General features: G+C 72.1%; 20 protein-coding genes. 10 read left to right on the forward strand and 10 right to left on the reverse strand.

What is annotated here, in order from left to right:
- Positions 1-24: 24 nt before the first annotated feature.
- Positions 25-861 (forward strand): pentapeptide repeat-containing protein, encoded by an 837-nt coding sequence (locus ACFY1E_RS38405; RefSeq protein ID WP_389084743.1) that lies wholly within the window; start codon positions 25-27, stop codon positions 859-861.
- Here the strand turns inward: ACFY1E_RS38405 and ACFY1E_RS38410 are convergent.
- Positions 823-2,367 (reverse strand): cytochrome P450, encoded by a 1,545-nt coding sequence (locus ACFY1E_RS38410; protein WP_389084745.1) that lies wholly within the window; start codon positions 2,365-2,367, stop codon positions 823-825. The two genes, ACFY1E_RS38405 and ACFY1E_RS38410, sit on opposite strands and share 39 nt — an antisense overlap.
- 130 nt (positions 2,368-2,497) lie before the next feature.
- Here ACFY1E_RS38410 and ACFY1E_RS38415 point away from each other — a divergent pair, with 130 nt between their 5' ends.
- Complete coding sequence (locus ACFY1E_RS38415) at positions 2,498-3,106, forward strand: TetR/AcrR family transcriptional regulator (protein WP_123969512.1); 609 nt, start codon at positions 2,498-2,500, stop codon at positions 3,104-3,106.
- Positions 3,107-3,189: 83 nt separating this feature from the next.
- Positions 3,190-3,915, forward strand: coding sequence for a DUF2470 domain-containing protein (locus tag ACFY1E_RS38420; protein WP_389084749.1), 726 nt, complete (start codon positions 3,190-3,192; stop codon positions 3,913-3,915).
- Here the strand turns inward: ACFY1E_RS38420 and ACFY1E_RS38425 are convergent.
- The 3 genes from ACFY1E_RS38425 to ACFY1E_RS38435 form a co-directional block, all read right to left on the reverse strand.
- Complete coding sequence (locus ACFY1E_RS38425; RefSeq protein WP_389084751.1) at positions 3,883-5,124, reverse strand: lactonase family protein; 1,242 nt, start codon at positions 5,122-5,124, stop codon at positions 3,883-3,885. The two genes, ACFY1E_RS38420 and ACFY1E_RS38425, sit on opposite strands and share 33 nt — an antisense overlap.
- A 113-nt stretch (positions 5,125-5,237) precedes the next feature.
- Entirely contained in the window at positions 5,238-6,281 is a 1,044-nt protein-coding gene (locus ACFY1E_RS38430) for a hypothetical protein (RefSeq protein ID WP_389084754.1), read from the reverse strand.
- Positions 6,282-6,336: 55 nt separating this feature from the next.
- Positions 6,337-7,608: an FUSC family protein gene (locus tag ACFY1E_RS38435; RefSeq protein WP_389084756.1), complete on the reverse strand. Its 1,272-nt coding sequence runs from the start codon at positions 7,606-7,608 to the stop codon at positions 6,337-6,339.
- Between the two features lie 129 nt (positions 7,609-7,737).
- Between ACFY1E_RS38435 and ACFY1E_RS38440 the strand changes: the two genes are divergently transcribed.
- Positions 7,738-8,331: a TIGR03086 family metal-binding protein gene (locus ACFY1E_RS38440; RefSeq protein WP_389084759.1), complete on the forward strand. Its 594-nt coding sequence runs from the start codon at positions 7,738-7,740 to the stop codon at positions 8,329-8,331.
- 244 nt (positions 8,332-8,575) lie between these two features.
- Here ACFY1E_RS38440 and ACFY1E_RS38445 read toward each other — a convergent pair whose 3' ends face one another.
- Positions 8,576-9,169: a CGNR zinc finger domain-containing protein gene (locus ACFY1E_RS38445; protein ID WP_389084761.1), complete on the reverse strand. Its 594-nt coding sequence runs from the start codon at positions 9,167-9,169 to the stop codon at positions 8,576-8,578.
- A gap of 138 nt (positions 9,170-9,307) precedes the next feature.
- Between ACFY1E_RS38445 and ACFY1E_RS38450 the strand changes: the two genes are divergently transcribed.
- On the forward strand, positions 9,308-10,306 hold the full coding sequence (locus ACFY1E_RS38450) for a zinc-binding alcohol dehydrogenase family protein (RefSeq protein ID WP_389084764.1): 999 nt from the start codon (positions 9,308-9,310) through the stop codon (positions 10,304-10,306).
- Between the two features lie 70 nt (positions 10,307-10,376).
- Positions 10,377-11,279, forward strand: a complete 903-nt coding sequence (locus ACFY1E_RS38455; protein ID WP_389084766.1) for a DUF3626 domain-containing protein — start codon at positions 10,377-10,379, stop codon at positions 11,277-11,279.
- On the opposite strand, the gene ACFY1E_RS38460 is transcribed toward ACFY1E_RS38455, so the two are convergent.
- The 5 genes from ACFY1E_RS38460 to ACFY1E_RS38480 all read right to left on the reverse strand — a co-directional run bounded on the left by ACFY1E_RS38460 (position 11,231) and on the right by ACFY1E_RS38480 (position 16,769).
- The gene (locus ACFY1E_RS38460; RefSeq protein WP_389085106.1) at positions 11,231-11,827 is read right to left on the reverse strand and encodes a PAS domain-containing protein; all 597 of its coding nucleotides are present in this window, start codon (positions 11,825-11,827) and stop codon (positions 11,231-11,233) included. The two genes, ACFY1E_RS38455 and ACFY1E_RS38460, sit on opposite strands and share 49 nt — an antisense overlap.
- A gap of 110 nt (positions 11,828-11,937) precedes the next feature.
- Complete coding sequence (locus tag ACFY1E_RS38465) at positions 11,938-13,581, reverse strand: glycoside hydrolase family 13 protein (RefSeq protein ID WP_389084769.1); 1,644 nt, start codon at positions 13,579-13,581, stop codon at positions 11,938-11,940.
- A gap of 52 nt (positions 13,582-13,633) precedes the next feature.
- Positions 13,634-14,476 carry a carbohydrate ABC transporter permease gene (locus tag ACFY1E_RS38470; protein WP_389084772.1) on the reverse strand — a complete coding sequence of 281 codons (843 nt, stop codon included), beginning with the start codon at positions 14,474-14,476 and terminating at the stop codon, positions 13,634-13,636.
- Entirely contained in the window at positions 14,473-15,468 is a 996-nt protein-coding gene (locus ACFY1E_RS38475; protein WP_389084774.1) for a carbohydrate ABC transporter permease, read from the reverse strand. Before ACFY1E_RS38475 ends, ACFY1E_RS38470 begins: the two co-directional genes overlap by 4 nt.
- Positions 15,469-15,479: 11 nt before the next feature.
- Positions 15,480-16,769 carry an ABC transporter substrate-binding protein gene (locus ACFY1E_RS38480; protein ID WP_389084777.1) on the reverse strand — a complete coding sequence of 430 codons (1,290 nt, stop codon included), beginning with the start codon at positions 16,767-16,769 and terminating at the stop codon, positions 15,480-15,482.
- A gap of 211 nt (positions 16,770-16,980) precedes the next feature.
- Here ACFY1E_RS38480 and ACFY1E_RS38485 point away from each other — a divergent pair, with 211 nt between their 5' ends.
- The 4 genes from ACFY1E_RS38485 to ACFY1E_RS38500 all read left to right on the forward strand — a co-directional run bounded on the left by ACFY1E_RS38485 (position 16,981) and on the right by ACFY1E_RS38500 (position 23,696).
- Entirely contained in the window at positions 16,981-18,033 is a 1,053-nt protein-coding gene (locus tag ACFY1E_RS38485; RefSeq protein ID WP_389084780.1) for a LacI family DNA-binding transcriptional regulator, read from the forward strand.
- 128 nt (positions 18,034-18,161) lie between these two features.
- The gene (locus ACFY1E_RS38490) at positions 18,162-21,329 is read left to right on the forward strand and encodes a cytochrome P450 (protein WP_389084782.1); all 3,168 of its coding nucleotides are present in this window, start codon (positions 18,162-18,164) and stop codon (positions 21,327-21,329) included.
- A gap of 23 nt (positions 21,330-21,352) precedes the next feature.
- Complete coding sequence (locus tag ACFY1E_RS38495) at positions 21,353-22,318, forward strand: phosphotransferase family protein (protein ID WP_389084785.1); 966 nt, start codon at positions 21,353-21,355, stop codon at positions 22,316-22,318.
- A 91-nt stretch (positions 22,319-22,409) separates the two neighbouring features.
- Positions 22,410-23,696 carry an ROK family protein gene (locus tag ACFY1E_RS38500; RefSeq protein ID WP_389084787.1) on the forward strand — a complete coding sequence of 429 codons (1,287 nt, stop codon included), beginning with the start codon at positions 22,410-22,412 and terminating at the stop codon, positions 23,694-23,696.
- Positions 23,697-23,782: the final 86 nt, after the last annotated feature.

Here is a 23,782-nt window from a genome sequence, read left to right on the forward strand (position 1 = left end):
CCGCACCCCGTTAGGCTTGGCGTCATGCCAGATCAGACAGCCGACCGGGCCGAGCTGCGCGGCGACTGCGAGCGTTGCTTCGGTCTCTGCTGTGTCGCCCTGCCCTTCGCCGCCTCCGCCGACTTCGCGGTCGACAAGCAGGCCGGGACGCCCTGCCGGAACCTGCGGGAGGACCACCGCTGCGGCATCCACGCCCGGCTGCGGCAGCAGGGCTTCAGCGGCTGCACGGTCTACGACTGCTTCGGCGCGGGCCAGAAGGTCTCGCAGGTCACCTTCGGCGGACAGGACTGGCGTACGGGCCCGCGGGCGGACGCCCGGCGCATGTTCGACGTGTTCCCGGTCGTACGGCAGCTGCACGAACTGCTCTGGTACCTCACAGAAGCCCTCGCCCTGCCCGCGGCCCGCCCCGTCCACGCCGAGCTGCGCCGCGCCCTGCGGAAAACCGAGGAGCTCACCCTCCAAACCCCCGGGCAGCTGGCCGCGTTGGACGTGGGCGCGCACCGGCAGGACGTCAACGTGCTCCTGCTGAAGACCAGCGAGCTGGTACGGGCCGGTGCCGGCGCCCGCGGCCGCAAGAAGGACCGCCGCGGCGCCGACCTGATGGGCGCCCGCCTCAAGGGTGCCGATCTGCGTGGTGCCAACCTCCGCGGCGCCTACCTCATAGCCGCCGACCTGACCGGAGCCGACCTGCGCGGCGCGGACATGATCGGCGCCGACCTGCGCGACGCCGATCTCACCGACGCCGACCTGACCGGCGCCTTCTTCCTCACCCAGCCCCAGCTGGGCGCCGCCCGCGGCAGCGCCGGCACCCGGCTGCCGGACTCACTCACCCGCCCCGTGCACTGGACAGCGCAGCTCTGACGGAGCCTCCTCGCCGACCGGTGCGGCCGCGGCGGCCGCGCTGACCGGGCGCCGCTCCAGGTGCAGCCGCAGCCCCTCCGGCATCAGGGTGAGCCGCTCGGTCACCCGCAGCCGGTAGTCCGGGTCGGGCCGCAGGTCGTAGCGGCGCAGCAGCAGACCGAGCACCAGCGTGGCCTCGTGCAGCGCGAACTGCCGCCCGATGCACGCCCGCGCGCCCGTCCCGAACGGCTTGAAGGTGTGCGGGGCCCGGGACCGCACGGCCTTCGGGTCGAAGCGGTCCGGGTCGAACCGCTCGGCGTCGCTGCCCCACACCTGCGGGTCGCGGTGCAGCATCGCGGTGAGGACCAGCGCCCAGGCCCCGCGCCGCATCGGATGGTCCCCGGCCAGCACGGTGTCCTCGCGGGCCTCCCGGGCGAAGGCCGGCGCCGTCGGCCACAGCCGCAGCGCCTCGTCCAGCACCCGCCGCACATACCGCAGCTTGGCCACCTGGTCGTAGCCGGGCACCGCCGCATCGCCCCAGACGGCGTCGACCTCGGCCCTGGCGCGGGCGGTGACCTCGGGGTGCCGGGAGAGGTAGTGCAGGGCGAAGGAGAGCGCGCCCGAGGTCGTCTCGTGGCCGGCCACCAGGAAGGTGATGACCTGGCGGCGCACGTTCTCGGCGGACAGCCGCTCCCCGGTCTCGGGGTGGGCCGTCTCCAGCATCCGGTCCAGCAGATCTCCGCCCCCGCTCCCGCCCGACGCGCGGCGGGCCCGGACCAGGTCGTCGACCGTGCGGTTGAGGTACGCGATGTCGGCCTCGTTGCGGCGCGAGGCGCTGCGCAGCAGGAAGGGCGCCAGCGGCGAGGGCACCGTGTTCAGACGCTGGGCGTACGTCAGTGTGCCCACCATCGCGGTCACGAACGGATGCAGCCGGGGCCGCTCGAAGGAACCGAAGTCGTGCCCGAACCCGGTGCGTGCGATCGTCTCCAGCGTCAGCTTGGTCATGTCACCGGGCACGTCCACCGCCCGGCCCGCCGCCAGCTCGCGGTCCCAGTGGTCGGTCAGCCGCTCGGCCACCGCCAGCATCATCGGGTGGTAGCCCTCCATGGCCTCCCGGCTGAAGCCCGGGGCGAGGACATCGTGCGCCAGCTGCCAGTTCGGCTCGTGGTTGTACGCCGTGAACAGCGCGTCCCCGACGACCGGGCGCAGATTGGCGACCCCGAGGCCGACGTGCTTGGCGAAGCGCGACTCGTCCGCCATGTCGGCGGCCGGCTCGGCGCCCCACACGAACACGAACTCCTTGCCGAACGCCTTGCGCCGGAAGATCGGCCCGAGCTGCCGTGCGTAGCGCATGGAGTCCTGGACGGGGGCGCGCCGGTCGGCGCCGAGCACATCGCCGAGCAGGGGGAGTCGGTGCGGGGGATGCGGAATGCGGTGCAGCTCGGGCCAGCCCTGTTCGGCGCCCCGGAATCCCTTGGGAAGCGTGGCCTGTAGCGCGGGCCGGGCCTCTGACGTCGTCTCCGCCATGACGCGTTCTCCCTTGAATCAGCGGCAGGTCGAGCTGTCGTGCAACTGTCCAGAGCATCTGTTGTACGTGGGTTCAATAGCGGCTCCAGTCTGGTCCCGCTGTTGAACCGGCGTCAAGTAAAGTGCAGGCATGGCCGCGAACCAGGGCGAGCGCACGCGTCGCCGGCTCAGCACCGAGGAGCGTCGGGAGCAGTTGCTGGCAGTGGGGGCGCGGCTGTTCTCGGAGAGCCCGTACGACGAGGTGTGGATCGAGCAGGTCGCCGAGATCGCCGGTGTCTCGCGCGGGCTGCTGTACCACTACTTCCCGACCAAGCGGGACTTCTTCGCCGCGGTCGTCGAGCGGCAGAGCGAACGGATGCTGCAGATGACGGCGGCCGTGCCCGGGGTCCCGGCGCGCGAGCAACTCGCTGCCGGACTCGACATCTTCCTGGAGTACGTCCACACCCACGCGCACGGCTTCCGCGCCTTCCACCGCGCGGACGCGGCGGGGGACCAGGCCATCCGCCGGGTCTACCAGCGGGCACTGGCCGCGCAGGAGCGGCAGATCCTGGCGACGCTCGCCGCCGACCCGGAACTCGGCCCGGTTGCACAGCAGCGCCCCGACCTCAAGCTGGCCGTCCGCGGCTGGCTGGCCTTCACCACGGCGGTCTGCCTGGAGTGGCTGCGGGGTTCGGATCTGACCCGGGAGCAGGTGCGCGACCTGTGCGCCCGGGCGTTGCTGGGAGTCATCGCTCCCTGAGGTGAACCACTTCGGCCGCCCCGTGGTTGGCGTACACCCCGATCTTCGATAGGTTAGGCAAGGCTTACCTAAGGAGGTTTGGGATGGGTGACAGCCCCAACTGGACGGCCGCGCCTGCCGCGGCCGAACGGGCCCGGTCGGTACTCGCCGCCGCCTGGTCCTGCGCGGTGACCACGGAGGGCGGCCGCGAGGAGTTCGTCGGCGCGCACGGCGTGGACGAGGACGGCCGGGTGCTGCTGCACGTGCCCGAGGACAGCGCCCTGCTCGCGGCCGCGATCTGCGCACCCCGCGGAGAACCCCATGCGGTGCTGGAGTTCGCCGACGTCGCACCCGTCCCGGTACGCCACCGCATCCGCGCCCGGCTCTGGCTCGCCGGCTACTTCCTCCCCGAGGACGGCCACCTGGCGTTGCGGCCCACCCGGATCGTGCTGCGGCAGTCGTCCGGCGCTGTGGCCGTCGACCTCGACGAGTTCGCCGCCGCCGGACCCGACCCGCTCGCCCTGGCCGAGGCGCACCTGCTCACCCACCTCGCCGACTGCCACCCCGACGCCGTCGAGCGGCTCACCCGGCTCGTCGACCACGCAAGTCTGCACGGCGCCGTCCGCGTCCAGCCCGTCGCCGTCGACCGCCACGGGCTGACGCTGCGCATCGAACGCAACCGCGCCCACGGCGACGTACGACTGCCCTTCCATGCACCCGCCGACGACGTCGGACAGCTCACGGAACGCATGCACGTCCTGCTCGCGCAGGCCAGTGCCGCCTCCTGCCCGCGTGCGCTACAGCGGCAGCGCGCAGACGGCGACGGGTGAGGCGAACGGCTCGCCCGCGAGCCGCAGCTCACCGGACTCGCCGTCCACGTGGAAGACGCTGACCGTGCCCGACTTCTGGTTCGCCGCGAACAGCAGACTCCCGTCCGGCGAGAAGGCGATCTGGCGCGGGAAGTCACCCGAGACCGGCACCGTGCCGAGCAGCCGCAGCCGGGCGCCGTCCGCCTCGACGGCGTAGCGCGCGAGGCTGTTGTCGCCGCGGTTGGCGAGATAGGCACAGGAGCCGTCGGCGGTCACCAGGATCTGCGCCGGGTAGTTGGTGCCGGTGGCGGAGCCCGTGGACTGCGGCTCGCCGATCGTCAGCCGTCCGGTGGCGGGCTCGTACGCGCAGACGGTGACCGTGTTGTCGACCTCGTTGGCCAGATAGGCGTGCCGTCCGCCGGGGTGGAAGGTGAGGTGGCGCGGACCGGCACCCGGCCTTGTGTGCGCCTGCGCGACCTCGGTGAGGGTGCCCCGGCGCTCGTCCAGGCGGTAGCTGTACACGGTGTCCGTGCCCAGGTCGACGGCGAGCACATGGCCGCCGTCGGGGCTGGTGATGAACTGGTGTGCGTGCGGGCCCTGTTGGCCCGGTCCGGGGGCCGGAGTCGAGTGCGTGACCACGTCCGTGCGCTCGCCCGGTGCGCCCGACTTGTCGATCGGGTGCACGGCCACACTGCCCGACGTGTAGTTGGCACTCAGCAGCCAGCGACCGCCCGGATGCACGGAGAGGTGGCAAGGTCCCGCCCCGCCGGTGCTGCGGGCGCCGAGGATCCTGCGGTCGGCCAGGCGCACGGCGGTCACGGCGCCGTCGTCGCGCTCGTTCACCGCGTACAGCGTGCGGCGGTCCGGGTGGAGCGCGAGATACGACGGGTTGACGATGCCCTTCAGGGTTCCGGTGCTCGTGATGCGGCCGGACGTGGGGTCGTACGTGGCGAGTCCGACGCCCGTGCCGCCGCCTTCGACCGTGGTGTAGGTGCCGAGGTAGAGCGGCTGAGGGCCGGAGGGCTTCCTGGTCGGGCGCGGCGAGGCGGGCTCGGCGGAGGGCTGCTTGGCAGCGGGCGTCGCCCGGTCGGGGGCCGTGGGGGTGCGGGCGGCCGTGCCCTTGGGTGGTGCGGGTGCCGGAAGGGCCGTCACCGCGGCCGCCCCGGCGAGCGCACCGACGAGGCGGCGCCTGCTCCAGCCGCCGCGCGCCGCTCCCGTCCCACTGCCCATGTCCACACCTCAGGTGGTCGCTCGTCTCGTTCGTGACAAGCCACCATGACCCGTGGCTGCCCGTGTCCGCAAGAACGGCAACGGGCGTTGCGCAGGGTGCAATGACCGTGGCTCTACCAGTCGCCGTCCTCCACCGGCTTGCCCGGTGCGTCCTTCAGCGGCTTGACCTGCTGCGGCGACGGGTCCTGCCAGGGCTCGTGGTCGTCGCCGAGCCAGTCGCCGACCGGTTTCACGCCCTCCAGGGTGTCCGTGGGCGCGAGATCCTCAGCGTCCTGGTCGTAGTAGTCGTACCAGGGCAGCCCGGCCCGGGTGTACTCCGCACGGTTCACGGGCGACGTCGGGGGAGCCTCACCGGTGATGCGGCGCCACTCCGGAGGTGTCACCAGGTGCACGAACACCCGCCCGGCCGGCTCCTCGGCCCAGTCCCCGAGCGGCCGGTCGTCCCGGTAGACCTCCTGCCGCATCGAACCGCCGACACCGAGCCCCATGGCCGCGGCGGGACGCGCAGGGCCCGCTGGAGCCGCCACCGGACCGCCCGGCGCGGCCGCCGCCATGGGCAGCGCCGCCCCGTAGCCACCGCCTGCCATGCTCGTACGCCGCAGCTCGGAGCGGCGCCGCTCCTCCTCGCGCCACTCGGCCAGCTTGGCCTCGCGGAGCGGGAAGGACTGCAGCTGGACGCCGCCCCAGGTCTCCTCGCCCGTGACCTGGCCCTCGACGGTCGCTCCCAGGCCCAGCGGAACCGCCACGAACTGGCGGACCGTGCCCTTGCCGGAGTTGATGCCGTCCAGCCAGGGCTGGCGGGGCAGCACGAGGTAGTTCTGCGGTTTCCGGGACAGCCGGTCGCTCCACGGCTTCCCCGAGACCGCGCACACCTTGCCGACCCCCACCTGCAGGGCGGCCGGCTCCACGGTCCCGCCGAAGCTCAGCCACATCGCCTCCCGCAGATACACCGGCAGCATCACACCGCCCCGCGCACGCCACTGCTCGGGCACCGTGTCCGGGAAGTCTGCGACCCGGCGCACCGGGAACTCGCCGAGTCCCGGCGGGAGCGGATGGGTGCCCGTCTCGGGCAGCCGGAGGGTGCGCACGAACCGCACCGCCACACCCCCCGGCAACCGCAGGGTGTTCCCGTCGATCCGCACGCCCGTGTCCGTCATCCGCCCGCCCCCTTGCTTTCCGGCCCCGGACGCGTACGCCGCTCCGGTGACTCCGTCACCTAGAACGACGACCGCCGCCGTCGGGGTTCCTGCGCAGCACCTCCGGAACCCGCAGCCGCTCGGAATCGCGCAGGCTCTCCCGCAGCCTGGTCAGCCGCGGCATCCGCTCGCGCTGTTCGCGGGAGTTGCGGTCCAGCTCCTCGAAGAGACGGCGCGAGCGGTGCTCGGTGTCCATCTCGTCGAGGATGCGGTTGACCTCGGTCAGCACGGCGCCGTACAGCTGCCAGCTGCGGGCGTCGCGCTGGACCTCCTCAAGGAGCAGCTGCGCCAGCTTGTCGCGGGTGGCCGCGGCCTGCCGCAGCTCCGCGGCCAGCCGGGACTCCGCCGACTCGGCGCTCTCGCTGACATGGCTGGTGACCAGCACCGCGAAACTGACCACCGCGTCGGCGATCTCCGACAGCAGCCCCTCCACGGCGGCCCCCGTCTCGGGCGCGAACAGCGGCTCGGGATCGCGTTCCTTGGCGAGGTCGGTGAGGGTGCGCGCCAGCACCCGCAGCACCACCGTGCAGATCTCCAGCGTGTCGAGGCCCGTGCGCAGCACCACCCGGTGCAGCAGGCCCTCCCGCACCCGGGGATTGAGCCGCAGGCTGTCCTCGGCCTGCCTGAGGGCCGCGTCGACCTCGACGATGTCGTGATCCAGCCGACGTGCCTCGTACAGCCGCTCCGTCGCCCGCTCGACGGGTGTGCGGCCGGCGGCCTCCTCGCCCATGCGCAGCATCAGCTGCCGCACCCGGCGGGCCAGACCCTCGATCGACTCGCCGGCCTCGTCCACCCACACGGGCGGCGCGAGCAGCAGATTGCAGCCGAACCCGACGACCGCGCCGATCAGTGTCTCCACCACCCGAGCCCAGGCCGTGTCCCCGTGCGTCGTCACGCCGAGCACCAGCATCGCGCTGATCGCCACCTCGGGCACGTACTCCTCGACCCGCACCAGCCGCCCCACCGCCAGCGAGGCCACGATCAGCAGGGCCAGACTCCACCACGTCAGACCGACCAGAAGGCTGAAGGCGATCGCGACGAGGACGCCGGCCACGACCGAGTTCACCCGGCGGATGCCGTTGGTGAGGGTGGCGTACAGGGTGACCTGGACGACCAGCAGCGCGGTCAGCGGAGCGGTGAGCGGTGCGGGCTCGGGGCTGAGGCGCAGTGCGACGACATAGGCGATCGTCGCCGCGGCGGCCGACCGCAGGGTCTGTACGACCATCGGGTCCCGGCGGCGCTTCACATAGCGCACGACAGACGCCGTCCACTCACGTACCACTCGCATCCTCGGGCCGCGCTCCTTCCTGTCCTTTGACGACCTGTCCCTGAGGACCGCGTCATTGAGGACCGTAACTGTCCGCAAGGCAGCCTAGATTGTTCATGTCGGTCGAAGGGTGACAGGAGGGGAACAATCGTGGAGCACACCCAGGGCATCGAGGTTCTCACGCGGGCGCACGCTTATCTCGCCGAGGTGGTCGCCGGGGTGCCGGAGTCGGCGTGGGGAGCGCCGACGCCGTGCAGCGAGTGGACGGTACGGCAGGTCCTCAACCATGCGCGTGTCGACCAGCAGGCCTACGGTCTCGCCATCACCGGAGGCCGCCCGGACTCGGACCCGTTCCACCCGGCCGACGCCCTCGACGGAGACCCCGCTGCGGAGCTCGACAAGGTGCTGCGTGCGGTGGCGGACGCCTACGCGGGACTGCCCGCCGACGCCGAACAGGCGCCGACTCCGCTGGGCCCCCTGCCCGTGCCGCTCGCCGCGGCGGCAGCCGCCATGGACGCGGCCGTGCACGCCTGGGACATCGCGGTGGCCACGGGCCAGGACCGGCCGCTGACCGGCGAACTCGCCGAGGGCATCCGGCCGGCGGCGGACCGGCTCGTCGACCATCTGCGGGACGCGTACCAGGTGTTCGCGCCCGCGCGTGAGCCTGCGCCGGGCTACGACACCGCCGAGGCGCTGCTCGCCTTCCTGGGCCGCGACCCGCACTGGTCGCCTGCGGCGTCCTGACGCGCCCGGCGCAGCCGAGAGGATGGCCGGCAGACACCCTCCGATCAGCCGGTTCGCCACCGCCGAGAACTGGTTGACGGCGGATTCGAAGACCTGCCCGGCCGTGGCAGATCCACCCGCAGCGAGGCCCGCAGCGAGGCCTCGCACGCGCTCGCGGCGCAGCCGCACCGCCCCGGACACGGCCGGCGCCTGGGCGCGGTGGGCCTCATGCCCTGATCAAGGCGGCCTCACGCCCTGATCACCTTCACCGGGTGGAGACGCCCCGGCTCCGGGACCGGTAGCCGGCCACCTTCGCGAGGTTGCCGCAGCGGTCCATGGAGCACCAACGGCGGCGGCGGGCCTGGGAGTCGTCCAGGAACAGCAGCGAGCAGTTCGGGTTCTCGCACTTCTTGACCCGTTCCAGCAAGGGGCTGCGCACCAGGAGGACGGCATCGCGGGCGACCGTCGCCAGAGCGGCCCGGGCCGGCTGGCGGGCCGTCCAGCGTACGGGGCCCAGCTGGGGGGCGAGGTCGGGGCGGGCCGCCGCCTCGTTGATCAGCTCCACGTCGGCCGCTTCCGGAGACTGCCCGGCCCTCGAGGTGCGCACGAGGCGGTAGAGGGCCTCGCGCAGGTCGCGGGCGCCGGTCAGGTCCCGGGCGGTGACCCGTACCGGCTCGCCGTCCGCGGTCAGCTCCGCCTCCGTGAACCAGCGGGCCAGCGCGGCCGGGTCGGGGAGTCGCTCCAGGGGGGCGGAGGCGTGCCGCCGGCCGAGTGTCGCCACGAAGTTCAGACAGGGGCGGCCGCCGATGAACGGGAAAGCGAGCGCCGGGTCGGCGGGCGGCGCGGAGGTGCCGGTCATGGGGGAGAGCGTACACCTGTTCAGATGGTGTCGCTCGCGGCCGCGAACCCTTGACACCGGTTGAACTGGTGTTGGATGGTGACACCACTTCAACCGGTGTCAGTCGCGTGGGCGGCTGTGGCAGGAAGCGGGTGCGGTATGCGTGCGGTACGGATCGACGAGTTCGGCGGCCCGGAGGTGCTGGTGCCGGTCGAGGTGCCCGACCCCGTGGCGGGGCCCGGCGAGGTGCTGGTGCGGATCGCGGCGGCGGGCGTGAACCGCGCCGACGCGCTGATCAGGAGGGGCGTCTACCACCGGGCCGGGCGGCCGCCGCTGATCCCGGGCGTGGAGGCGGCGGGCGTCGTCGCGGCGGTGGGGGAGGGGGTGACCGGTCTGGAGGTCGGGCAGCGGGTCATGGCCCTGGACGGGGTGAACGCCCCGGGATTCTATGCCGAGTTGGCGGTCGTGCCCGCCACCCAGGTCACCGTCCTGCCGCAGGTCGTGGGCCTGACCGAGGCGGCCACCCTCCCCGTGGCCTGGCTCTCGGCCTGGTACTGCCTGCGCCATCTCGCCCGGGTCACCAAGGAGGACACGGTGGTGGTGAAGGCGGCTGCGAGCGGGGTGGGTAGCGCAGCCGTGCAGATCGCCGCGGAGGCGGGCGCCCGGGTCATCGCGCTTGCCGGATCGGCCGAAAAGGCGGCCTGGGCGGGGGAGTTCGGTGCCCACGTCACCGTCGACACCTCCGCGCACCCCGACGACGCGGAGGTCGAAGAGGTGCTGCGGCTGACCGACGGCCGAGGGGCCGACGTCGTCCTCGACACCGTCGGCGGCCGGGCGTTCGCCCGCAGTCTGCGCCAGGTGGGCCACGGCGGCCGGGTCGTGGCCCTCGCCAACGTCGCCCTGGAGCCGAGCACCGTCGACACCCGCGACTTCTACCCGAAGAACGCAGCCGTCCTCGGCTTCCAGCTCACCAACCTCCAGATCCACGGCTACGACCCCCGCAACGATCTGCGGGAGCTCGCCGAGCGCGTCGCCTCCGGGGCGTACCGGGTGCCCGTCGAAACCGTCGTACCCCTCGAACAGGCCGGTGGGGCCCATGAGTTGCTGGAGCGGCGCAGCAACCGCGGCAAAATCGTCCTGGCGGTGGCCGACCTCTGAGTGATCTCATGAGGGGGTCTCAGGGGCGTTCCTCGAGTCGCTTCGGGGACCGGTTCGAGAAGGGGGACGAGTGGATTCCGGGAACGTCGGCTCACCGCGGGCGCGGCGGGCGCTGGGCCATGTCGCCGCCCGCTCCACGGGCCCGGCCCTCGGCCCCGACCTGCGGATCACGCTGAACTTCCACCCCGACCGGCTGGCCGGCGGGCTGCCCATCCTCCAGGCGCTGGCCCAGGACGGCGCCTACCACTCGCAGTTCGTCACCGGCACCAGCAATGGCGGGCTCACGGCACACCCCGGCGGTGACCGTTGGCGCTGGGAGAGCCGGATCTTCGGCGGCGCCTACGACGACGCCGACCCGCACGAGCGGCCCGTGTACGGCGCGCTGAACTTCCGGCGCCAAGTGGTCGGTGCCGCGCCCCGGTTCGGCTCCTCGCACTTCCGGCTCACCGCGGACGCCCTCGCCCGCACCACCTTCTGCTACCCCGACAGCGCGGCCGAGCCGACCGACTTCGGGGTGGCTGCCGGCATGTCGCTGATCGCGCTCGCCGAGGCCGACGAGCAGGACGCCCTCAACGACTACATCGAGGCCCAGGTCCACGGAGGCGTGCTGCTCGCCGCGCACATGGAGGCGCTCGTCCTGGACGAGAGCTATCGCGGCACACCCGTCGAGGCCGCCGCCCGCCTGCTGCCCTGCCCCGTCGAGTGGCACCCCGGATACCGGCTGGGCGTGGCGGAGTTGCGGGAGCACGCCGACTACCGCGGGGCGGAGTACGCGGAACTGGGCGCCCGGATCGCCCAGGACGGCCGGGTCGACCCGCGGATCATCGGCGACGCCGCCCGCACCGGGCGCCACGAACTGCAGGACCTGAAGATGATCTGGCACACCCTCGCCCGCTTCGGCGCACCCGAAGGGGCGGGCACCGCCTATGCGCCCGGCGGCCACACCCCGGGAGTGAGGACGCCGAGCGCATAGGCGCGCGCCACCAGTTCGGTACGGTTCGACGCGCCCCAGCGCGCCGACAGCCGCCGCAGGTGATAGGTGACGCCGTCCGCGCTGAGACCGGTATCCTTGGCGGCCCTGGCGGTGGTGGCGCCGCCGGCGAGCAGCGCCAGGATGCGGGCCTCCACCGGCGCCACCCGCACAGGCTCCTCACCGAGCGGCTCGCGCTCGCCCCGTACCCGCAGCATCACCAGCAGGGCCGGCGTCTCCTCCACGGTGTCGCTGACCGGGTCGGCGGTCAGCTCCCCGAACCGCTCGCCGCCGCCCGGCACCTCCCAGCACACCGACACCTGATAGCGCGAGCGGTGCCGCAGCCGCAGCGCCTGCGCGATGCGCTCCACCTGCGTGGCCTCCTGCGGCCGGAACAGCTCCAGCACATCACGGCCGCGCAGCCGCCCCGGAGTCGTACCGCACTCGGCCGCCATCGCCGGGTTGGCCAGCAGGACGGCGCCGTAGGCGTCGCACACCGCGACGGGCACGGAGACCCGGTCGAAGAGCGTCAGGGCGCGATTGCGCCACATCACGGCCTCCCGACGGCCCTCTTCCACCAAGACCTCCTGCCACCAGCACGACGGCGACATGCACGACGGCGACACCTACGACGGCGACACGCACTGCATGCACTACACAATCATGTGGCCAGCCAGGCTGCTTGATCCGGTCCGAGCAGACCATCGTCCAGTGAGCCGCTCGCCAGCAGGACCGAGGTGTGCTCGGGCAGCCGGTACGGCTCGGCCGAGAGGTTCACCACGCACACGAAGCCGGGCTCGCGGCGGAAGGCCAGGACACCGGCCGGGGCGTCGAGCCAGCTCAGGCCGCCGTCGCCGAGGGCCGGACGGTCGCGGCGCAGGCGCAGGGCGGCGCGGTACAGCTCCAGCATCGAGCCCTCGACACCGTCCTGCGCGGCCACGCTGTGGTCCGCCCAGCCGCCCGGCTGCGGCAGCCAGGGCTCGGCCGTCGCACCCTCCGGGCTGAAGCCGTACGGGGCACTGCGCCCCGACCACGGGATCGGCACCCGGCAGCCGTCGCGCCCGCGGTCGGTGTGCCCGGACCGCTCCCACACCGGGTCCTGGAGGACGGACTCGGGCAGGTCCTCGACCTCCGGCAGGCCGAGCTCCTCGCCCTGGTAGATGTAGGCGCCGCCGGGCAGCGCGAGCATCAGCAGGGCTGCGGCGCGGGCCCGCCGGGTGCCCAGGGCCAGGTCCAGCGGCCCCTCGGGCCGGTAGGGCTCGTTGGCCACCCAGCGCCGGACCACCTTGCGGCCGTAGCGGCTGGGATGGCGCATCACGTCGTGGTTGGAGAGCACCCAGGTGGCAGGGGCGCCCACCGCGCCGAGCATGGCGAGGGAGTCGTCGATCACGGCCCGCAGCTCCTTCGCGTCCCAACTCGACATCAGGAAGTCGAAGTTGAACGCCGTGTGCAGACCGTCCCGGCGGACGTAGGCGGCGAGCCGCTCCGGGGTGTCCGCCCAGGCCTCGGCGACGAAGGAGCGGTCACCGGGGAACTCGTCGGCCACCCGGCGCCAGGCGCGGTAGATGTCGTGCACCTCGTCCCGGTCCCAGTGCGGGTGGTCGAGGTGTTGCCGCGGCCCGTCGGGTGCCGCTTCCGGGCGCGGCGGCAGGTCGGGCAGCTCGGGATGCTTGATCAGCCCGTGCGCGACGTCGATGCGGAAGCCGTCCACGCCACGGCTGAACCAGAACCGCAGGATCGACTCGAACTCGGCCCGCACCTCCGGGTGTTGCCAGTTGAGGTCCGGCTGCTCGGGGGCGAACAGGTGCAGGTACCACTCCCCGTCGGGCAGCCGGGTCCAGGCCGGGCCGCCGAAGCAGGACACCCAGTCGTTGGGCGGCTCGGCGCCGTCCGCCCCGCGGCCGGCCCGGAAGACGTAGCGCTCCCGCTCCGGGCTGCCGGGCCCGGCAGCCAACGCCGCCTGGAACCAGGCGTGCTGGTCGGAGGTGTGGTTGGGCACGATGTCCGGGATCACGCGGATGCCGTGCCGGTGCGCCTCGTCGATGAGCTGCTGCGCCTCGGCGACCGTGCCGAACAGCGGATCGATCCGACGGAAGTCGGCGACGTCGTAACCGTGGTCGGCCATCGGCGACTTGTACCAGGGGTTGATCCAGATCGCGTCCACGCCGAGCGACTTCAGATAAGGCAGCCGGGAGCGGATGCCCGCGATGTCACCGATGCCGTCGCCGTTGCCGTCGGCGAAACTGCGGACGTAGACCTGGTAGATGACGGCGTCGCGCCACCAAGGTGCGGTGCTGGTGGACATATGGGTGCGTACTCCTCGTACATCGGTGGGGGTACATCAGTGGGGAAAGGGGCTACTTCGCCGCGCCCGCCGTGAGGCCGGCCACGATCCGGCGCTGGAACAGCAGCACCACCACCACGAGCGGCACCGTGACCAGGACCCCGGCGGCCATCTGGCTGCCGAACGGCGTCTCGAACTGGGTCGCCCCGGCGAACTTGGAGATCGCGACGGGTGCGGTCTGGATGTCGGGCTTGTTCGTCATCGACAGCGCGATCAGGAACTCGTTCCATGCCGCGATGAAGGTGATGATCGCGGTGGTGAAGATGCCGGGCGCGGCGAGCGGAATGATGACGCGGCGGAAGGCCTGGGCACGGGTGCAGCCGTCGATCATGGCCGCGTGCTCCAGCTCGTCGGGCATCTGCCGGAAGAACGCCGTCAGGTTCCACACCGCGAGCGGCAGCGTGAACGACAGGCTCGGCACGATCATCGCCTGGTAGGTGTTGATCCAGCCGAAGCCGACGAACATCTTGAGCAGCGGCACCACGATCGACACCACCGGGAACATCGACGTGGTGATGATCAGCGTCAGCACGAACCGTTTGAAGCGGAACTCCAGCCGTGCCATCGCATACGCCGTGAACGTCGCCAGCAGCAGTGCGCATACGGTCGTGATGCCCGCTACGACAAGACTGTTGAACAGGGCACGGGTGAAGTTCTCGGACGGGTCGAGCACGGCACGGTAGTTCTCGAAGGAGATCCGCGCAGGGAACAGGGAGTTGTCGAAGATGTCCGAGGTGCGGCGCAGACTGGAGACCAGCATCCAGTAGAAGGGTGCCAGGCAGTAGGCGACGACCGCGGCGACCCCGAGCCAGAGCAGTGCTCTGCGCAGGACCGGGTGCAGGGCGGCGGAGTTCATGCGGCGACCGCCTTGTGGCGGCGCGGCACCACGTCGGCGCCCAGCAGTCGCACGAACGCCAGCGCGATGAGGAAGACGTAGACGAAGAGGATCACCGCGTAGGCGGCAGCCGGCCCGAACCGCACATTCGCGGCCTGGTCCTGGGCGAGCATGGACAGCGTCTCCACGGACGTCTTCTGCGCGCCGATCAGGATGTAAGGCAGGTCGAACATGCGCAGCGCGTCGAGCGTGCGGAACAGCACGGCCACCAGCAGGGCCGGCTTGACCAGCGGCAGCGTGATGTTCCAGAACTGGCGCAGTGCGCCCGCTCCGTCCATCCGCGCAGCCTCGTACACCTCCTTGGAGATCACCTGGAGGCCGGCCAGCACCAGCAGCCCGATGAACGGAGCCGTCTTCCACACGTCGGCCACGATGACCGCGACCTTGGCGTGGAACCCCTCGGTGGTCCACAGGATCTGCCGGCCGATCAAGGCGTTGGCCACTCCGTCGCTGTTGAAGATCCAGCGCCACAGCAGACCCGTGACGGCGGTGGGGATCGCCCACGGCACCAGGATGGACGCGCGGACGACCGCCCGGCCGCGCAGCGCACGGTGCATGATCAGCGCCATCGCGATGCCGAGCACCGTCTCCAGGGCGACCGTGGTGACGGTCAGGAAGGTCGTGTTCCAGAAGGCGTTCCAGAAGCGGTCGCCCGCCGCCCCGAAGATCGCGGTGTAGTTGTCGGCGCCGACGAAAGGGTCGTGCTCGCGCACGAACCCCGTCTGCGGGTCGAGACCCGGGGTGCCGTAGAAGGAGTCCTTCAGTGCCACGATCGTCGGACAGAGCACGACGACCGCCAGGACCAGCAGCGTCGGTGAGACGAGCAGGGCGCCGAGCCTGCCCTCGCCGGAGGTGGCTCTGCGGCAGGGGGCCCGTAGGGCCCGGCCGTCGCTGCCGCGGGTCTTCGCCTCCGGCCGGTCGAGGCTGTCCGGCGGATTGTGGGTGGTCACCATGTCGTGTCTCCTCACTGCCCCGCCGCCTGTTGCCGCAGGTCCTTCTGCAGGTCCTCGAGCGCGCTCGCGCTGCTCTTGGCTCCGGTCAGCGCGGCGAACGCCTCCCGCTGCACGGCGGCGGTGACGTCGCCGTAGCCGAAGACCCGCGGCCGCGGCACCGCATGCAGGATGGACTGCTTCAGGACGGGCAGGTACGGATACTTCTTCACCAGGCGCGGATCCTGGTACAGGGCCTGGTACGTGGGCGCCGCCGGCGCGTAGTTCAGCGTGAAGCGCTGCGTCTCCTGGCTGGTGAAGAACCGGATGAAGTCCAGCGCCGTGGCCTTGTTCCTCGCCGAGGCGGACAGCGCCAGGTTGTGGCCGCCCAGGCTGGACGCGCCGGGCCCGTTCAGGCCGGGCAGCGGTGCGACAGCGAACTTGCCCGCGACCTTGCTGGAGCCGTCCTTCTTGTTCACCAGCGGATACATGTACGGCCACTGCCGTTCGAACACGAGCCTGCCGGACTGGAAGGCGCGGCGGGCGTCCTCCTCACGGTAGGTGGCGGCCTCCTTGGGGATGGTGCCGTCCCGGAAGGAGCGGACCAGGAAGTCCAGGCCCTTTCTGGCCTGCGGGGTGTCGAGGTGCGGGCGCCCCCGGGCGTCGGTGACGACTCCGCCCGCGGAGTTCACCGCCTCGGCGAAGTTCACCGTCAGGCCCTCGTACTTCTGGAACTGGCCCGCGTAACAGGACATGCCCTTGGCTGCGGGCAGTCTGCGCACCTTGGCGCAGTCCGCCTTCAACTCCGCCCAGGTGACCGGCGGTCGAGTGATGCCTGCCTGCTGGAGCAGATCGGTGCGGTAGTACAGCATGCCGCCGTCCGAACTGGCCGGGACGGAGTACAGACCGCCGCGGTACATGCCGGTCGCGACGATCGGCTTCAGCATCCGGCTCAGCGGGAAGCGGTCCTCGGGCAGCCGGTCCACCCAGCGGTGCGCCGCGAACTCCGAGGTCCACACGACGTCCAGGGACAGCACGGTGAAGGCGTCCGACTTCGTCGCCGCGTTCTGGATCATCTGCTGCCGCTGGGCGTCGGGATCGGTGGGCAGCTGGACGAACGTGACCTTCTCACCCGGGTGCAGCTTGTTCCAGCGGTCGAGCACCGCCTGCACGGTGCCGGTGTTGTCGGCGCCGGCGACATAGGTGATGGGGCCGCGCCCCGTACTCGACACGGAGCCGCCGCCGGTGCCACACGCGGCAACGGCGGCCAGCCCAGCGCACAGCGCCCCGGAGCGCCGCAGCGCTCTGGTCTTCCTGATCCTCAAAGTCACTCCCAGGGCAGCGATTGCAGATCACAATATGCAGGTCAGAGCACATAGAGTTGAGATCTGCTCAATTGATTGGTTCCCTTCGAGACAACGTTTGCAAGCTAGGAGCAGGTCAGGCGGCACGTCAATGCGTTACGCGGAAGTAATGCCGTGACAGCGCTGTCACAAAGGAGGGCGGTTCAGTGCACGCTTGTGCTAACGTCCGCCCATGCCAGCAGCTCAACGGCACCCCACGATGGCCGATGTCGCCGAACGGGCCGGGGTCTCCACGTCCACCGTCTCCCGCACGCTGCGCGGCCTGTCGAGCGTCTCGCCCGACGTCCGCGCCCGCGTGGAACAGGCCGCACGCGAGCTGAACTTCGCGGTCTCCCGGCAGGCCTCCGGTCTGGTGACCGGCAGGACCGGTGTGGTGGCGGTGCTCGTGCCCACCCTCAAGTCGTGGTTCATGGGCTCGGCCCTGTCCAGCCTGGGCCCGCTGCTGCGCGCCGCGGACATGGAACTGGCCCTCTATGTGATACCCGACCTCGCCGAACGCGCCTCGTTCTTCGAACAGCTGCCGGCCCGCCGCAACGCAGACGCCCTGCTGGTGCACTGCTTCGACCTCACCGAGGAGGAGAGCGCACGGCTCGACGACCTCGGGATGCCGGTCATCTACGTCAGCCAGCACGCCGAGGGACGCCCGAGCGTGTACGTCGACGATGCGGCCGGCGCCCTGAGCGGCACCCGGCACCTGCTGAACCTGGGCCACCGCCGCATCGCCTTCATGCAGAGCCCGGGCGCCACCGGCTTCTCCTTCAGCTCGCACGCGCGGCTGCACGGCTACCGGCAGGCGCTCGCCGAGGCGGGCATCCCCGTGGACGACTCCCTCGTGGTGGCCGCCCCCGCGGAGGACAAGCGCGCCGTCGCCGAAGCCCTGGGGCAGCTGCTCGGCCTGCGTGAGCCGCCCACCGCGGTCTTCGCCGAGCAGGACGAGCTCGCCGCCACCCTGATCTCGACCCTGCGCAAGGCCAGGATCGAGGTGCCGGAGGCGATGTCCGTCCTCGGCTTCGACGACCAGCCGCTGGCCGAGTGGTTCGACCTGACCACGGTGGCCCAGTCGCCCTCCGAGATGGGCCGCGTGGCCGGCGAGCTGGTCCTGCAGCTGATCAACGACCCCGAGGCGGACCACGAGCGGCACATCGTCCTGCCGACCAGCCTGATCCCGCGCGGCACCACCGCCCGGCCCCTCTGCCCCGCGACGGAGGACGAGAACCCCTCCTGAGGGCTTCCGCAAGCCCCCGGGCACGTTCTTGACTACACGATCATGTAGTGCGGTGGCGCGGACGGCCGGATCCGCTGGACCAACCTGGATCGCAGTACTTCCGTACCGCGAAAGGCAGTTGTCGCGCCATGCCCCCCACCGCCCTCCACCCCCGCACCGCAGCCCCCCTCCCCGGTGTCCCCCTCGTCGACATCACCGCCACCGGACCCGGCCGCACGCCCATCCAGCAGGTCATGGACCTCATGCGTGAGCACGGCCCGGTCCTCCTGCGGCGGCTGCACGGACGCGACACGCTGTTCGTCGGCGACCTGGACCTGGTGGCCGACCTCGCCGACGAGACCCGGTTCGCCAAGCATGTCGGGCCCGCCCTGGAGAACGTCCGCGAGTTCACCGCCGACGGCCTGTTCACCGCGTACAACGACGAACCCAACTGGGCCAAGGCGCACGACATCCTGATGCCCGCCTTCGCGCTCGGCTCGATGCGCACCTACCACCCCGTGATGCTCAAGGTGGCCCAGCGGCTCATCGCGTCCTGGGACCGGGCCGCCCGCGAGGGACAGCCCGTCAACGTGCCAGACGACATGACCCGGATGACCCTCGACACCATCGGACTCGCCGGATTCGGCTACGACTTCGGGTCCTTCGGGCGGGACGAACCCCACCCGTTCGTCGAGTCGATGGTCCGCTGCCTGGAGTGGAGCATGACCCGGCTCGCCCGCATCCCCGGCCGTGACCACTCGGCCGCCGACGCCGCCTTCCGGGACGACTCCGCCTACCTCGCCCAGGTCGTGGACGACGTCATTGCCTCCCGCACCGGCACCGACCAGAGCGGCGCCGAGGACCTGCTCGGCCTCATGCTCACCGCACGGCACCCGGCCGACGGCACCACCCTGGACGCCGCCAACATCCGCAACCAGGTCATCACGTTCCTGATTGCGGGCCACGAGACCACCTCCGGTGCCATGTCCTTCGCCCTCTACTACCTGGCCAAGCACCCCACCGCGCTCCAGCTCGTCCAGCGCGAGGCCGACGCCCTGTGGGGCGACAAGGCCGACCCAGAGCCGACGTACGACGAGATCGGCAGGCTCACCTACACCCGCCAGGTCCTCAACGAGGCCCTGCGGCTGTGGCCCACGGCCGCCGCCTTCAGCCGGCACGCCCGCGAGGACACCCTGCTCGGCGGCCGGATCCCGCTGCGCGCCGGACAGGCCGTCACCGTGCTCGCCCCGATGCTGCACCGCCAGCCCGTCTGGGGCGACAACCCCGAGCTGTTCGACCCCTCCCGGTTCACCGCCGAGGCGGAGGCGGCCCGCCCGGCGCACGCCTTCAAACCGTTCGGCACCGGTGAACGCGCCTGCATCGGACGGCAGTTCGCGCTGCACGAGGCGACCATGCTGCTGGCGATGCTGGTGCACCGCTACCGCCTGCACGACCACGCCGACTACGCGCTCCACGTCAAGGAGACCCTCACCCTCAAGCCCGAGGGCTTCACCCTGACCCTCACCCCGCGCACCACCGCCGACCGCCACCATGGCGTCCTCCCCGGAACCCGCCCGGCCGGGACCCCGCACAGCCCCGACCCGCACGCCCTCCCGGCCCGCGTCCGCCCCGGCACCGGCGTCCTCCTCCTGCACGGCAGCAACTACGGCACCTGCCGCGAGTTCGCCGCAGGCCTCGCCGACGAAGCGGCCGGGATCGGCTGCGAGACGGAGGTCGCACCCCTGGACGCCCACGCGGGCGGCCTGCCCACCGACCGGCCCGTCGTCATCACCGCCGCCTCCTACAACGGCCGACCCACCGACGACGCCACCGCCTTCGCCGCCTGGCTGGAGGACACCCACGACCTGGCGGACGTCACCTACGCCGTCCTGGGCGTCGGCGACCGCAACTGGGCCGCCACCTACCAGCACGTCCCCGCCCGCATCGACGACCGCCTCGCCGAACTCGGCGCCACCCGTCTCGTCGACCGCGCCGCCGCCGACGCCTCGGGCGATCTCACCGGCGCCGTAAGGGACTTCACGGCCCGACTGCGCACGGCCCTGCTCGAGCGGTACGGCGACCCGGACGCCACCGCACCGGCCGCCGACGAGCCCACCACCGCGTACGAGGTCCGCACCCTCACCGGCGGCCCCCTGGACGCCCTCGCCGAACGGCACGGGCTCCTTCCGATGACCGTCACCGAGGCGTACGACCTCACCGCCCCCGGCCACCCGCGCCGCAAGCGCTTCGTCCGCGTCGCCCTGCCGGACGGCACCGCCTACCGCACCGCCGACCACCTCACCGTGCTGCCCGTCAACGCCCCGGCTCTCGTCGACCGCGCCGCCACCGCCCTCGGCGTCGACCCCGACACCGTCCTCGACATCCGGGCCACCCGCCCCCGCCGAGACGGCCTGGCGATCGACCGGCCCATGACGGTACGTCAACTGCTCACACACCACGTGGAGTTGCAGGAGCGGCCGACGGCCGCCCAGCGGGCCGCGCTCGCCGCCGCCAACCCCTGCCCGCCCGAGCGCGCTGCCCTGACCGCCCTCCCGGCCGACGACCCGCGCACCTTCGTCGAGCTGATCGAGGACCACCCCGCCCTGCGCGGCGCCCTCGACTGGCCGCTGCTCCTGGAGATCCTCACGCCGCTGCGGCCACGCCACTACTCCGTCTCCTCCTCACCCGCCGTCGACGCGGACCACGTGGAGCTCATGGTCTCCCTCCTCGAAGCCCCCGCACGCTCCGGCAAGGGCGTCTACCGGGGGACCGGGTCCGGGCACCTCGCCACCGTCGCTCCCGGCGAGACGATCCTCGCCCGGGTCCAGCCGTGCCGGGAGGCCTTCCGGGTGGACCACTCCGCCCCGGTCGTCATGATCGCGGCGGGCACGGGGCTTGCCCCCTTCCGCGGAGCCGTCGCCGACCGCACGGCCGCCGTCGCGGCCGGCACCGAACTGGCCGCCGCTCTGTGCTACTTCGGCTGCGACGCACCCGACGCGGACTTCCTGCACGCCGAGGAACTCCGCGCGGCCGAGGCCGCCGGGGTGGTGTCGCTCCGCCCGGCCTTCAGCACCACGGGGACCTTCGTGCAGCACCGCATCGCCGCCGAGGCCGACGAGGTCTGGCAACTGCTCGGCGCCGGGGCCCGGGTGTACGTCTGCGGCGACGGTTCGAAAATGGCGCCGGGCGTGCGGGAGGCGTTCCGTACGCTGTACCGAGACCGCACGCCCGGAGCCGACCGCACGGCGGCGGAGGAGTGGCTCGACGCACTGATTGCGGACGGCCGTTACGTCGAGGACGTGTACGCGGCCGGCTGACCGAGGGGAGAGGTGGGCGCACGATGGTGGACTCCTGGGAGCGGGCCCGACGCATCCTGGAGGGCGCACAGATCCCTTCCGACCGGCTGGCCCATCTGCGCCCGCTCACCGGTGGCACCTACAACACCGTCGAGGAACTCCGGCTCACCGACGGCAGCCGCTACGTACTGAAGGCCGCACCGGACACCCCCGGACTGCGCTACGAGAGCCGGCTCCTCGTCGCCGAGGCGGAGTTCTACCGGGGCGCCGAAACGGCCGGGGTGCCGGCGCCCCGGCTCGTCAGCCTCCACGACGACAGCTCCGTACTCCTGATGACCGCATGCCCTGGCGACCCCTGGGACGGATCCCTCACCGAGGCCGAACGGGCATATCTGCGCGGGGAGTTGGGCCGCCAGGTGGCCGCCCTGCACCGCGTCACCGGAACCGCCTTCGGCTACCCGTCCGGCGCGCTCGGTCCCCTCGCCCCCGACTGGCGGACCGCCTTCAGCGGAATGCTGGAGGCGATCCTCGACGACGCGCGCCGCTTCTCGGCCCGGCTGCCCAGACCCGTCGACGAGATCGCCGGCACCCTCCGCGGCGCGTACGAGGCCCTCGACGAGGTCACCGTGCCCGTACTCGTCCACTTCGACCTGTGGGACGGCAACATCCTCGTGGAACGTTCGGCGCACTCCGTCCGCATCGGCGGGCTCATCGACGGGGAGCGCATGTTCTGGGGCGACCCGCTGGCCGAGTTCGTCTCCTTGGCGCTGCTGGGCGACATCAGGAAGGACGAGGCGTTCCTGTCGGGCTACCGGGAGAGCGGCGGACGCGCCGAGTTCGACCGCCCGGCCCTCCTGCGCCTCGCCCTCTACCGCTCCTACCTCTACCTGATCATGCTGGTGGAGACCGTGCCGCGGGCGATGGGGGCGGGGGACATCCGGTGGCGCGAGGAGGCGGTAGCGCCGGAGCTCGTGGCCGCCCTGGACGAGATCGAGGAGGCCACCTCTTAGCTCACATCGTGAACTAAGGGTTGGAGGAATGTCGCGCCAAGCCTGTCCGCAGAGGTATGTTGCAGGTCGGACAGGGCGCGAAAGGAACCACATGGCGGGGCGGAACGGGCGCACGGTGCGTGACCTCAGGCGGGCCAACCGCGCGGTCGTGCTGCAGCGGCTCTACTTCGACGGACCCCTCAGCCGCTTCGAGCTCGGCCCGGTGACCGGGCTGAGCTCCGGCTCGGTCAGCAACGTCGTCGCGGACCTGGTCGCCGACGGCCTGGTCGAGGAGGCCGGCAGCGTCGACTCCGACGGCGGCCGCCCCCGCACCCTGCTGCGCGTGGCACCCGGCGCCGGCCACATGATCGGCGTGGACGTCGGCGAGACCCGGGTGCGCGTCGAGCTGTTCGACCTCACCCTCACCGAACTCGCCCGCGCCGAGCGGCCCTTGGAACAGCAGCGCTACGACGTCGAGGTCATCGTCGGCCACATCCGCGACGGGATCGCCGAGGTGCTCGCCGGTGCCGGTATCGGCCCCGAACAGCTCCTCGGTGTCGGCATCGGCGTCCCCGGCATCGTGGAGCGCACCCCGGAGCGCGGCGCCGTCGTGCACGGTCAGACGATCGGCTGGGACGCCGTCCCGCTGGAGGCGCTGCTCCGCTCGACCTCCCAACTCCCGGACGGCGTCCGTTACTTCATCGACAACGGCGCCAAGACCCTCGGCCAGGCCGAGATGTGGTTCGGTGCGGGACGCGGCGCTCACAATGCGATCGTCGTCCTCTTCGGCTCCGGTGTCGGCGCGTGCCTCGTGACGCCCGAGGTGGAGCATGGACGGGCGGTCGAGTGGGGGCATCTGACGGTACGGGTCAGGGGGCGCCGCTGCCGGTGCGGTGCGCTGGGCTGCCTGGAGGCGTACGCGGGGGCGGAGTCCCTGCTGGAGCGGTGGCGCGAGGAGGGCGGGCGGCCGCCCGAGGGGACGGACGAGGAGACCGCTCTGACGGCGATGCTTGCCTCCGCCTATCCGGCCGAGAGTGGCGAGGCCGACCCGGTTGCCCTGGCCGTGCTGGAGGAGACCGCCGAGTATCTCGGTGCCGGGCTGTCCGACCTGATCAACCTGTTCCAGCCCGAGCGGATCCTCATCGGGGGGTGGGCGGGGCTTCAGCTGGGGGCGCGGTTCCTGCCTGCGGTGCGGCGGTATGCGGCCTCGTACGCGCTGCGGTATCCGGCCGAGAAGGTGACCATCGAGCTTGGGCGGCTCGGGCCCGACGCGGTGACCGTCGGTGCGGCGATCTTGCCGCTGGCGGACTTCTTCGCCCGGGGCGGGCGGCGGCTGGAGCGGGTGCCTGAGGGGCCGGTGCCTGCGTGGCAGACGGCGTTGGAGGAGCGCACTTCCTGACAGCTCCCCGCCCCTTGGGGGCGCACCCCCAGGTTTCGGTGGTCACCGGCGGAGGTACTCGCGTCTCGCTCGAACCACGTGAAGGG

Origin of the sequence: Streptomyces sp. NPDC001604, from assembly GCF_042893475.1 — a bacterium.
Lineage (GTDB): Bacteria > Actinomycetota > Actinomycetes > Streptomycetales > Streptomycetaceae > Streptomyces.

Bases quoted from the DNA above. Each gene is read 5' to 3' on its own strand.
- ACFY1E_RS38415 (WP_123969512.1), top strand. From the start codon at position 2,498: ATGGCCGCGAACCAGGGCGAGCGCACGCGTCGCCGGCTCAGCACCGAG.
- ACFY1E_RS38490 (WP_389084782.1), top strand. From the start codon at position 18,162: ATGCCCCCCACCGCCCTCCACCCCCGCACCGCAGCCCCCCTCCCCGGT.
- ACFY1E_RS38495 (WP_389084785.1), top strand. From the start codon at position 21,353: ATGGTGGACTCCTGGGAGCGGGCCCGACGCATCCTGGAGGGCGCACAG.
- ACFY1E_RS38460 (WP_389085106.1), bottom strand. From the start codon at position 11,827: ATGTGGCGCAATCGCGCCCTGACGCTCTTCGACCGGGTCTCCGTGCCC.
- ACFY1E_RS38420 (WP_389084749.1), top strand. From the start codon at position 3,190: ATGGGTGACAGCCCCAACTGGACGGCCGCGCCTGCCGCGGCCGAACGG.
- ACFY1E_RS38425 (WP_389084751.1), bottom strand. From the start codon at position 5,124: ATGGGCAGTGGGACGGGAGCGGCGCGCGGCGGCTGGAGCAGGCGCCGC.
- ACFY1E_RS38450 (WP_389084764.1), top strand. From the start codon at position 9,308: ATGCGTGCGGTACGGATCGACGAGTTCGGCGGCCCGGAGGTGCTGGTG.
- ACFY1E_RS38465 (WP_389084769.1), bottom strand. From the start codon at position 13,581: ATGTCCACCAGCACCGCACCTTGGTGGCGCGACGCCGTCATCTACCAG.
- ACFY1E_RS38485 (WP_389084780.1), top strand. From the start codon at position 16,981: ATGCCAGCAGCTCAACGGCACCCCACGATGGCCGATGTCGCCGAACGG.
- ACFY1E_RS38410 (WP_389084745.1), bottom strand. From the start codon at position 2,367: ATGGCGGAGACGACGTCAGAGGCCCGGCCCGCGCTACAGGCCACGCTT.
- ACFY1E_RS38475 (WP_389084774.1), bottom strand. From the start codon at position 15,468: ATGGTGACCACCCACAATCCGCCGGACAGCCTCGACCGGCCGGAGGCG.
- ACFY1E_RS38405 (WP_389084743.1), top strand. From the start codon at position 25: ATGCCAGATCAGACAGCCGACCGGGCCGAGCTGCGCGGCGACTGCGAG.
- ACFY1E_RS38445 (WP_389084761.1), bottom strand. From the start codon at position 9,169: ATGACCGGCACCTCCGCGCCGCCCGCCGACCCGGCGCTCGCTTTCCCG.
- ACFY1E_RS38500 (WP_389084787.1), top strand. From the start codon at position 22,410: ATGGCGGGGCGGAACGGGCGCACGGTGCGTGACCTCAGGCGGGCCAAC.
- ACFY1E_RS38435 (WP_389084756.1), bottom strand. From the start codon at position 7,608: ATGCGAGTGGTACGTGAGTGGACGGCGTCTGTCGTGCGCTATGTGAAG.
- ACFY1E_RS38470 (WP_389084772.1), bottom strand. From the start codon at position 14,476: ATGAACTCCGCCGCCCTGCACCCGGTCCTGCGCAGAGCACTGCTCTGG.
- ACFY1E_RS38430 (WP_389084754.1), bottom strand. From the start codon at position 6,281: ATGACGGACACGGGCGTGCGGATCGACGGGAACACCCTGCGGTTGCCG.